At 72.6% G+C, this 1,360-nt stretch carries 1 pseudogene; it reads right to left on the bottom strand.

Features of this window, described 5'->3' with window-relative positions:
* Nucleotides 1–1,360: pseudogene (locus I71_RS40470) on the bottom strand (exonuclease); the annotation flags it as partial.

Here is a 1,360-nt window from a genome sequence, read left to right as displayed (position 1 = left end):
CTCCGCCAACCGTCCGGCGAGATCCCTCACCCGAGCCTGTGCCTCCTCCTCGTTTCGCCGCGCCGCTTCCAGCTCGGCACTCTGCACCGCCCGCTCGCCGGTTGCCCGCTCGATCTCGCGGGTGGCCCGGGCCAAAGCCTCGCTCTTCTCCCGGTATTCGGTCACCCGCACCGCCAAGCCGGCCCGGTAGCCCTCCGGTTCCCGCTCCAGCCGTGACTTCCACCCGGCCTCTTCCGCCAGGCCTTCGTCCAATTCCGCCAACGCGGCCTTCCGGTCCGCCGCCGCCCGCTCCAGCGCCGCCACCGCCAGGGCCAGTGCCTGGCGGCCGTCGGCCAACCGCTCCCGGGCCGTCTCGTACTCGCTTGCCAGCGCCGCGGCCGCGGTTTCCAGCCGGCGCTGTTCCTGCTGTGCCGTGTCGACACGCCGCCGATGGTCCAGCGCCCGTTCCTCATCCCGCGCGATGTCCGCAAGCCGGCGGTCGACCGCTTCGACGTCCCTGCTGATGTCGGCGAGCGTTCCGCCTTCGGCCTCCCAACCGATGAGCGCCGCCTGTGCGATCCAGCGTGCCTCAAGCCCTTCGGCCTCCTGCAGGATGGCTGTCTGCCGGGCCGCCAGCCCCTCGGCCGTCTTGCGTGCCGCCCGTTCCGCCGCCTCCAATGTCGCATGGCGGGCCACCGTGCCGGCCAGCGCCTCGCGCAATCCGACAAGATGCTTTTCCTGATCCTGCGTCACCCGGCCAAGCGGCGTCGCTCCGGCGCCTGCCCAGGGATGGTCCGCCGATCCGCAGACCGGGCAGGGCGCCCCTTCGACCAGCCTTCCGCGCAGGCTTTCCACGTCCTCGCGCTGGGCCAGCAGCAACCGTTGCAGAGTCCGCTCCGCCTCGTCGACCGCGGCGCGCTGCCCGGCCCGGCTTTCGGCAAGCTCCCGTGCAGCGGTCCCGTCGCGCTCCGCCTCTTCCAGCAGACGCAGCCGCTCCCCTTCGGCAGCCCTGTGCTCCGCCTCCAGGCGTTGCCGCGCCTCGCCGGTGGTGAGCAGAGCCAGCAGCCCGTCCCGTCGCTCTCCGGCCTTCGCCCGTGCCTGCCGGGCTTCATCCAATGACGGTACCGCCGCGTCGCGCAGGTCCTCCAGCGCCCGCTCGGCGGAGCGGCAGCGTTCCCGTGCCCGTGCCAGCCGGATATCGACCTCCTGGGCCTGGGATTCCGCCGCCGCAAGTTCCTGTTCCAGCCGCCTGCACTCCTGTCCGGCGGCCATTTCCGCCCGTCCATCGGGCATGATGCGCATTAGCAGCCGGTCCCAGCGCGCCCACTGCCCGGCCACCACGGCGAAACCGGTCTGCTCCCGCAGCCAAACCTCCAGCCGC

Origin of the sequence: Azospirillum sp. B506 (genome assembly GCF_000333595.1) — a bacterium.
In the GTDB taxonomy this organism is placed as follows: domain Bacteria; phylum Pseudomonadota; class Alphaproteobacteria; order Azospirillales; family Azospirillaceae; genus Azospirillum.
This window is presented reverse-complemented; position numbering and strand designations above follow the sequence as displayed.